Origin of the sequence: Pseudoflavonifractor sp. An44 (assembly GCF_002161675.1) — a bacterium.
Classification (GTDB): domain Bacteria; phylum Bacillota; class Clostridia; order Oscillospirales; family Oscillospiraceae; genus Enterenecus; species Enterenecus faecium.
Genome location: NZ_NFIH01000016.1, coordinates 48,585 through 55,567, shown reverse-complemented (window position 1 = coordinate 55,567; position 6,983 = coordinate 48,585). Strand labels below are relative to the sequence as shown.

Annotated in this window: 6 protein-coding genes; 5 read left to right on the top strand and 1 reads right to left on the bottom strand. The window is 53.7% G+C overall.

From position 1 onward, the window contains the following. The first annotated feature begins 339 nt into the window (after nt 1–339). Entirely contained in the window at nt 340–786 is a 447-nt protein-coding gene (locus B5F98_RS08780) for an Hsp20/alpha crystallin family protein (protein ID WP_087371529.1), read from the top strand. A 59-nt stretch (nt 787–845) separates the two neighbouring features. On the opposite strand, the gene B5F98_RS08775 is transcribed toward B5F98_RS08780, so the two are convergent. Then, on the bottom strand, nt 846–1,298 hold the full coding sequence (locus B5F98_RS08775) for a PH domain-containing protein (protein WP_087230627.1): 453 nt from the start codon (nt 1,296–1,298) through the stop codon (nt 846–848). 160 nt (nt 1,299–1,458) lie between these two features. Between B5F98_RS08775 and B5F98_RS08770 the strand changes: the two genes are divergently transcribed. The 4 genes from B5F98_RS08770 to B5F98_RS08755 all read left to right on the top strand — a co-directional run bounded on the left by B5F98_RS08770 (nt 1,459) and on the right by B5F98_RS08755 (nt 6,956). Then, nucleotides 1,459–2,745, top strand: a complete 1,287-nt coding sequence (locus tag B5F98_RS08770; protein ID WP_087371526.1) for a hypothetical protein — start codon at nt 1,459–1,461, stop codon at nt 2,743–2,745. Between the two features lie 9 nt (nt 2,746–2,754). Beyond that, a complete protein-coding gene (locus tag B5F98_RS08765) occupies nt 2,755–3,453 on the top strand; it encodes a DUF6320 domain-containing protein (protein WP_087371523.1) in 699 nt (232 codons plus the stop codon). 256 nt (nt 3,454–3,709) lie between these two features. Continuing rightward, nucleotides 3,710–5,650: an AAA family ATPase gene (locus B5F98_RS08760; RefSeq protein ID WP_242961638.1), complete on the top strand. Its 1,941-nt coding sequence runs from the start codon at nt 3,710–3,712 to the stop codon at nt 5,648–5,650. After that, nucleotides 5,631–6,956 carry a hypothetical protein gene (locus tag B5F98_RS08755; protein WP_087371517.1) on the top strand — a complete coding sequence of 442 codons (1,326 nt, stop codon included), beginning with the start codon at nt 5,631–5,633 and terminating at the stop codon, nt 6,954–6,956. Before B5F98_RS08760 ends, B5F98_RS08755 begins: the two co-directional genes overlap by 20 nt. The last annotated feature ends 27 nt before the right edge of the window (nt 6,957–6,983 follow it).

Below are 6,983 nucleotides of genomic sequence, written 5' to 3'. Positions count from 1 at the left end.
ATCTTGTATGATTGTGACCTTTGTCTCTATACTGACCTTTTGTTTCTGTGGCATAGCAATGCTCCCCCTATGTTTGACAGTGTTTTATTTCACTGTCTCTCATAGAGGGAGCATATCATCCAGCTGGCCGTGCTTTTTTGAGCGAATGGGAGAGTGCGGTGAGCCCACCGGGAGAAATCGCATATTTTATGAACAAACATCACATAACATGTAAACATTAGCACTCTCGCCTTGACAGTGCTAATTGGCGGTGTTATAACATAATTGTTCCAAGAAGAGGGGCTCGAAAGAGCTTCTCCCGCAGGGCATCAATGAATGCAACGAATGGAGGAATGACTTATGTTGCCCAGCATTTTTGGTGAGAATTTGTTTGATGATTTCTTTGGTGATGACTTTGGGATGTTCCCCGTGTGGAACAACGGCCGCAACCCTCTGTACGGCAAGCACGCCAAGAACTTGATGAAGACCGACGTGCGGGAGACCGAGAACAGCTATGAGCTGGACGTGGATCTGCCCGGGTTCAAGAAGGACGAAATCCAGGTGGATTTGAAGGACGGCTATCTGACCATCCAGGCCGCTAAGGGTCTGGATAAGGACGAGGAAGACAAGAAGGGCAAGTACATCCGCCAGGAGCGGTATGTGGGCGCCTGCAGCCGCAGCTTCTACGTGGGGGATGTGGAGCCCCAGGACATCTCCGCCAAATATGAGGACGGTATCCTCAAGCTGTCCATGCCCAAGCATGTGAAGAAGGAGCTGCCCAGAAGCACCACCATTGCCATCGGCTAAACACCAGAAAGACACAGAACACCCCGGAGAACGGAGTTCTCCGGGGTGTTTTTTGCTGTTTAGTGGTTCAGGGTCTCGTGGTTGTGGTAGGCGATCTCCTGCAAATACTTGTACAGGGGCTGGATGTTGTATTTCTTGGGGAACTCGAACTTCTTTTCCGCCACTTCCACGCCGCCGCTGCACTTGAAGTAGGGGGAGGCGATGTAGTGGACATTGATCTCGCTGTCGTCGGCGCCAAAGCCCGCCGTCTCCGCAGAGACGTGGATGATGGTGCTCAGGTTGATGGAATCCACCCGCATTTTCACGCCGGTGGCGCCCTGCTTGTCAAAGTCGATGATGCGCTTGTCGGTGAAGATCACCACGTCCCGGATGAGCCGGAAGCCCATGGCGATGGTCTCGCCGTCCATGAGATACATGCCGAACTCCTGGTTCAGGGCCTCGGGGGAGACCTCGTTGAGGTTGCCAGCCATCCCTTGCAGCATGGAGCCGCCCAGTTTATTGATGAGTCCCATTTGTAAAAACCCCCTTGAGAGGAATTGACGGCGTAGGAGCCGCCTGTGAGGCCATTGTAACAGGCGGAGCGAGTGGGTGTCAACGCAGTCGGCAGGTTTTGCGGTATTGCCACGGTCAAAAGGGCGTATTATAATAAAGCAAACGAAAGGGGGGTGGAGTATGGTTAGGCGGAGAGGACAGGACAAGGGCTGGTTTCAGCTGGATAACGCCGCCATGATGTACTCTGCCATCCAGAGCGGCACCTATTCGGCGGTGTACCGCTTTTCCGCCGTCATGACTCAGGAGGTGGACCCCCAGGCCCTCCAGCGGGCCATTGACCGCACCATGCCCCGGTTCCCCGGCTTCCATGTGAAAATCCGCAAGGGGGTATTCTGGTACTACTTCGAGCCGGACGACACCCCCGGGCCCTTTTTGCAGCCGGACATTCAAAACCCCTGTCAGCCGGTGTATTTTCAGAACAAGGACCAGCTCATCCGGTTTTTCTACTACCGCCACCGCATCTCCATGGAGGTGTTCCACGCCCTGGCCGACGGCGGCGGGGCGCTGGTGCTCTTCAAGACCCTGTTGGCGGTGTACTTGCGGGAGCTGGGGGAGGAGATCCCCAATGAGGAGGGGATTCTGGACGTGGACGAGGCCCCGGACCCCCAGGAGTGGGAGGACGCCTACGCCCGGTACGCCCGGTCCCGGGTGCGGCTGGGCAAGTCCGAGCCCAAGGCCTACCCCTGTACCGGAACCCCGGAGCCCTTCTACACCCTCAACGTCACCATGGGCTTTGTGTCGGTGCAGGCCCTGCGCCAGGTGGCCAAGGGCCATGGGGCCTCCATCACCGAGTATCTGGCCGCTGTGCTCATCCAGTCCATTCTGGCCCGCCAGCGCCGGGAGGGGCGGCGGCGGGAGCTGCCGGTGGCTCTGGCCATCCCCATCAACCTGCGCCCCTATTTTCCCACCCGCAGCATGCGCAACTTCATCCTCACGGTGCGCCCCTCCATTGACCCCGAGCTGGGGGACTACACCTTGGAGGAGATCATCTCCCAGGTGCACCACCACATGCGGCTGCACATCACCCGCCAGGAGATGCAGGGAGTCATCACCTGCAACGTGTTTCTCCAGCGGTTTTTGCCCCTCCAGCTCATTCCGGTGCCAGTGAAGAACTTTGCCGTGGACTTAGGGTACCGTCTGGCGGGCAACCGCCCCTACTCCACCACGTATACCAACCCCGGGGCCTTCCGGGTGCCCAAAGAGATGGAGCCCCACATCCAGCACATGGAGGTGGTGCTGGGCCAGTCCTACACCCCCCGGGTGAACTGCGCCTCCATCAGCTACGGGGACATGATGGAGATCACCTTTGCCGGGACGGTGAAGGAGACGGACGTGGAGCGGGACTTTTTCCGCACGCTGGTACAGGATGGGCTCCACGTGAAGATTACATCCAATCGAAGGGAGTGAAATCAGGCCATGTCATACTGTGTCAACTGCGGGGTGGAGCTGGACAAGGACGCTGCCAAGTGTCCCCTGTGCCAGACCCCGGTGGTCAACCCGGTGTGTCCGGTGGACACCACCATTCCCCCCAATTTCCCCGTGGAGCGGCGGGAGGTGGAGCCGGTGAATCACAGAGAGGTGGCGGTGCTGCTCTCCGCTCTGTACGGGGTGGTGGGCCTGTGCTGTGTGGTGCTCAACCTGCTGTTTTGGTGGCGGGGGATGCCCTGGTCCGCCATTGTGGCGGGGGCCTGTGCCATGCTGTGGGTGTGGACGGTGCTCCCCTTGCTGCTGCGCTCGTTGCACTCCATCTTCCTGGTGGGGCTGGACCTGCTGGCGGTGGCGGGCTTCCTCTGGGTCATCGCTATGGCGGTGCATGGGGGCAGCTGGCTGGGACGGCTGGCCCTGCCCATCTGGTGGGGGTGCTCGGTGGTCATCCTGTTTTTGTGGTATATTCTCCCCCTGCGCTCCATTTTGAGCCGGTGTATGCTGGTGCTGGGCAGCTGCGTGGTGCTGATGCTGTGGCTGGAGCTGTGCATTGACCTGTTTTTGGGCGGCTATCGGCCCATGTGGTCCCTGGTGGTGGCGGTGGTGGGGGTGACCCTCATGGTGCCCCTGCTCATCATCCGCTATCGGCCGGATTTGCGCCGGGAGGTACGGCGGAGATTCCACTTCTAAAAATAAATCCCGAAATATGAGGCCTCAGCAGCGTTTTCTCCAAGGAGGAAACGCTGCTTGTGCCAAGAGGGCGAAGTTATAGAGAAAAAACTTGTACTTGAGGTGTCTTATGGCAATTCCAAAGTTAAACTATCAGGACATCGTGGAGGCTTTAAAATACATTGATGTCCATAAAGTCCCTTCCAATCATCAAAGTGTGAGATATGAGCTGATTGGAGAGAATGGGAAGAAATATCCCCCCAAATATGTGATTGCTGTGGCAAATCACCTGGCCAACGGGGGAGAAATTTCCACCGCGACGTTCCATGGCTCAGAGGCCAGGGCGTTTTTGCTGAAACAGGGCTTCCGGGTGGATGTAAAGCAGCAGACCTACCAGCTCACCATCACCGCAGAGGAGGTCACCTCCACAGATGAGGAGTTTTCCATGGAGGAATTGGGTTTGGGGGACTACTATAGGCCGCTGGAAGTGTACTTTCAAAGGGCAGATGGACGGCGAATTACAAGAAAACGAAAAAAAGCAGAGCAGAGAAATTCCAATATGACGTTGCCACGTCTGGCCTGTCAGGTGTTTGAGAAACAGCTACAGGCCTTGTCTATGGAAGAAAAACAAAATTTTCCGATCTGTCAATATAAGCCCACTCATATGATGATTTGCGGCATTTATCCCAGTGTGGAGGAGTTCAAAAGATACCGGAATACATATGAATATCTAGTATATCACTGTAATAACGGTGAGAAGTTTGTGTTCTATCGCTGGAATATCTTCTCAACCCTCCTCTTTGTGCAGGAGTGTCTGAAGCGATTTGGAGCACCGGGAGATGAGTTCGTGCTTCGGTATCGGGAAAAGGATGAGAAAGAGCTTGCTTTGCCTTCCGGCGGAGGGGAACAGCAAGAAACAATCGTTCCTCCAGGGCCGGGGTATCAAAATCCCTATTCCTCCATGCTGTTGGAGTCGAAAAACGTCATCTTTCGAGGGGCTCCCGGCACTGGAAAGTCCTATTTGGCCCGGTCCATGGCCGCCGATATCATCAGCAACGGGGAGACAAGTGACTATAACAGACTGACGCCAGAGCAGAGAAAGCAGGTGGAGTTTGTACAGTTCCACCCCAGCTATGACTACTCCGACTTTGTGGAGGGCCTCCGGCCCAAGGTAAATGAGGACGGTTCCATGGGCTTTGAGCTTCAAGATGGCGTCTTTAAGAAGTTTATTTCCCGGGCCCGAAAGAACTATGAGGACTCCCAAAAGCCCAAGGAGGTCATCCAGAAAGAGGTATCTGCACAGGACGCCATGGAGAACTTCTTTTCCAGCATCGAGCTGGACGGGACGCGCTTTCAAACCATCAGCGGAAACGAGTTCTATATTACCAGTGTGGACGATCAGCATGTGCAGGTCTCCATTCCTGGTAATGCCACAGTGAAGCGGCTGCGTCTTAACATCGACGAGATTAGCAGCATGCTGGAGTCTGGCCAGAGATTTGAGAAAATCAAGGATGTGACCAACTTTTTTGGAAAGCGGTTTGCCACACAGGAATTTTCCTATGACTTTGCCATTTATAAGGCCATTCAGGCAACCAAGTATACGGCCTCCAAGCGGGTGCCTGGGCAGGAAGCACTGAAAAAGTATGTGTTTATCATGGATGAAATCAACCGTGGCGAGATATCCAAAATTTTTGGCGAGCTGTTTTTTGCCATAGACCCCGGCTACCGTGGCAGAGCGGGGGAGGTTTCCACCCAATATGCAAATCTCCATGCGGACCCCGACGAGAAGTTCTTTATCCCCGAGAATGTCTACATCATTGGAACCATGAACGACATTGACCGATCGGTGGATAGCTTTGACTTTGCCATGCGGCGCAGGTTCCGGTTTGTGGAGCTGAAAGCGGACGAATGCCTGGATATGCTGGATCAGTTGGAGGATGAAGTGCTGGAGGCCGAGGCGATTCGGCGCATGTCGGCCCTGAACCAGGAGATTGTCAAGGTGGAGGACCTGAACGAAAACTATCAAATCGGCGCTGCCTATTTCCTCAAATTAAAGACTCTGACCTTTGATCAACTGTGGACCGATTATCTCCAGCCCCTGCTGCAAGACTACATCCGGGGAATGTACGACGAGGAGAGTATCATGCAGCGGTTAGCCAAGGCATACGGCTACCAACAGCCAGATGGTGAGAAGAGCGATGAAGCCGCTGAAAATTAAGGACAATACCTCCACCAGGAAAGAGGCCTTTTCGGACATCCCGCTGCTTACCAAAAAAATTGCAGATAAGACCCTCAAACAGCTGGAATACGAGGGAGTTTTTGTCTTTCCTGCGGTGATGGAAGATGCAGAGGATATGGTGGCCGATCAAATGGTGCTACAAAGCGTCAATGACTGCTATTGTTCCGGGAATGTGATGGGCTATCTGGGGTGTGGGAATCAGAGACTGGTGATAGAATCCCGTTTTTCCACATCTCGTCACGACTATTTCTTTCAATATTTGCTGGATCGTGTGCTGGATTTTCCCAACTTGGTAAACTTAGAAACCGATGCGGATCATGAAAATAAACTGTTCCAGTTCCTTCTGTTTCTCTTTCCACACTATCTGAGGACTGCAATGCGGAAGGGAATTTACAAAACCTATATCCACAATCCGTACAATGACAGCCATATCAAAGGAGCTATTGATATTGCCAGGCATATTAAGAGGAATACACCCTTTACCGGACGTGTGGCCTATAACCAGAGGGAGTATTCCTACGACAATGGATTGATGGAGTTGGTACGGCATACCATCGAATACATTCGCAAGAAACCCTATGGACGAGGAATCCTGGCAAAGGTGAAGGATGAAGTCCAGATGGTGGTGGACGCAACGGCCCGCTACCAACCCTATGATCGGGGAAAACTGATTGCCGAAAATAAGCACAACATCGTCAGACACGCCTATTATCATGAATACCGGGCCTTGCAGCTCCTGTGCCTGTTGATTTTGCAGCATCAGAAACATCAGATTGGCAGCGGGTCACGGCAGGTGTATGGAATTTTGTTTGATGGTGCATGGCTGTGGGAGGAATATGTCAATACCCTCATCCAGGAGCGGTTTTACCACCCCATGAACCGGAGCAGGGAGGGTGCTCAGCGACTGTTTGCCGGAAACAGTGGTTGGATTTACCCTGATTTTATTGGCAGAGACAGAAAACATCGTGTGATTGCAGACGCAAAATACAAGCCGTCCACCAATATCGGGAACCGAGACTATTTGCAGCTGTTGGCCTATCTGTTTCGCTTTGAGGCCCAAAAAGGATTTTATCTCTATCCCGAGGCAGACCAGAACAAAGACGTGGTTCTGCACATGAACCGGGGCTGTACCTATGAGAGAAACGTCCAGCCGAGAGAGGACGTGACGGTGGTGAAACACGGCCTGAAGATTCCACAGAATGCAGAGAATTACCAGAGCTTTGTGGAGCAAATGAAGGTAAGCGAACAAGAATTTCGACAAGTGCTGTTTGCGGAATATACTTGAAACACAAGACCCCCGGCGGCTCAAGAA

Excerpts from the sequence above, each read along its gene's own strand:
- B5F98_RS08775 (WP_087230627.1), bottom strand. The coding sequence starts at position 1,298 with ATGGGACTCATCAATAAACTGGGCGGCTCCATGCTGCAAGGGATGGCT.
- B5F98_RS08765 (WP_087371523.1), top strand. The coding sequence starts at position 2,755 with ATGTCATACTGTGTCAACTGCGGGGTGGAGCTGGACAAGGACGCTGCC.
- B5F98_RS08770 (WP_087371526.1), top strand. The coding sequence starts at position 1,459 with ATGGTTAGGCGGAGAGGACAGGACAAGGGCTGGTTTCAGCTGGATAAC.
- B5F98_RS08780 (WP_087371529.1), top strand. The coding sequence starts at position 340 with ATGTTGCCCAGCATTTTTGGTGAGAATTTGTTTGATGATTTCTTTGGT.
- B5F98_RS08755 (WP_087371517.1), top strand. The coding sequence starts at position 5,631 with ATGAAGCCGCTGAAAATTAAGGACAATACCTCCACCAGGAAAGAGGCC.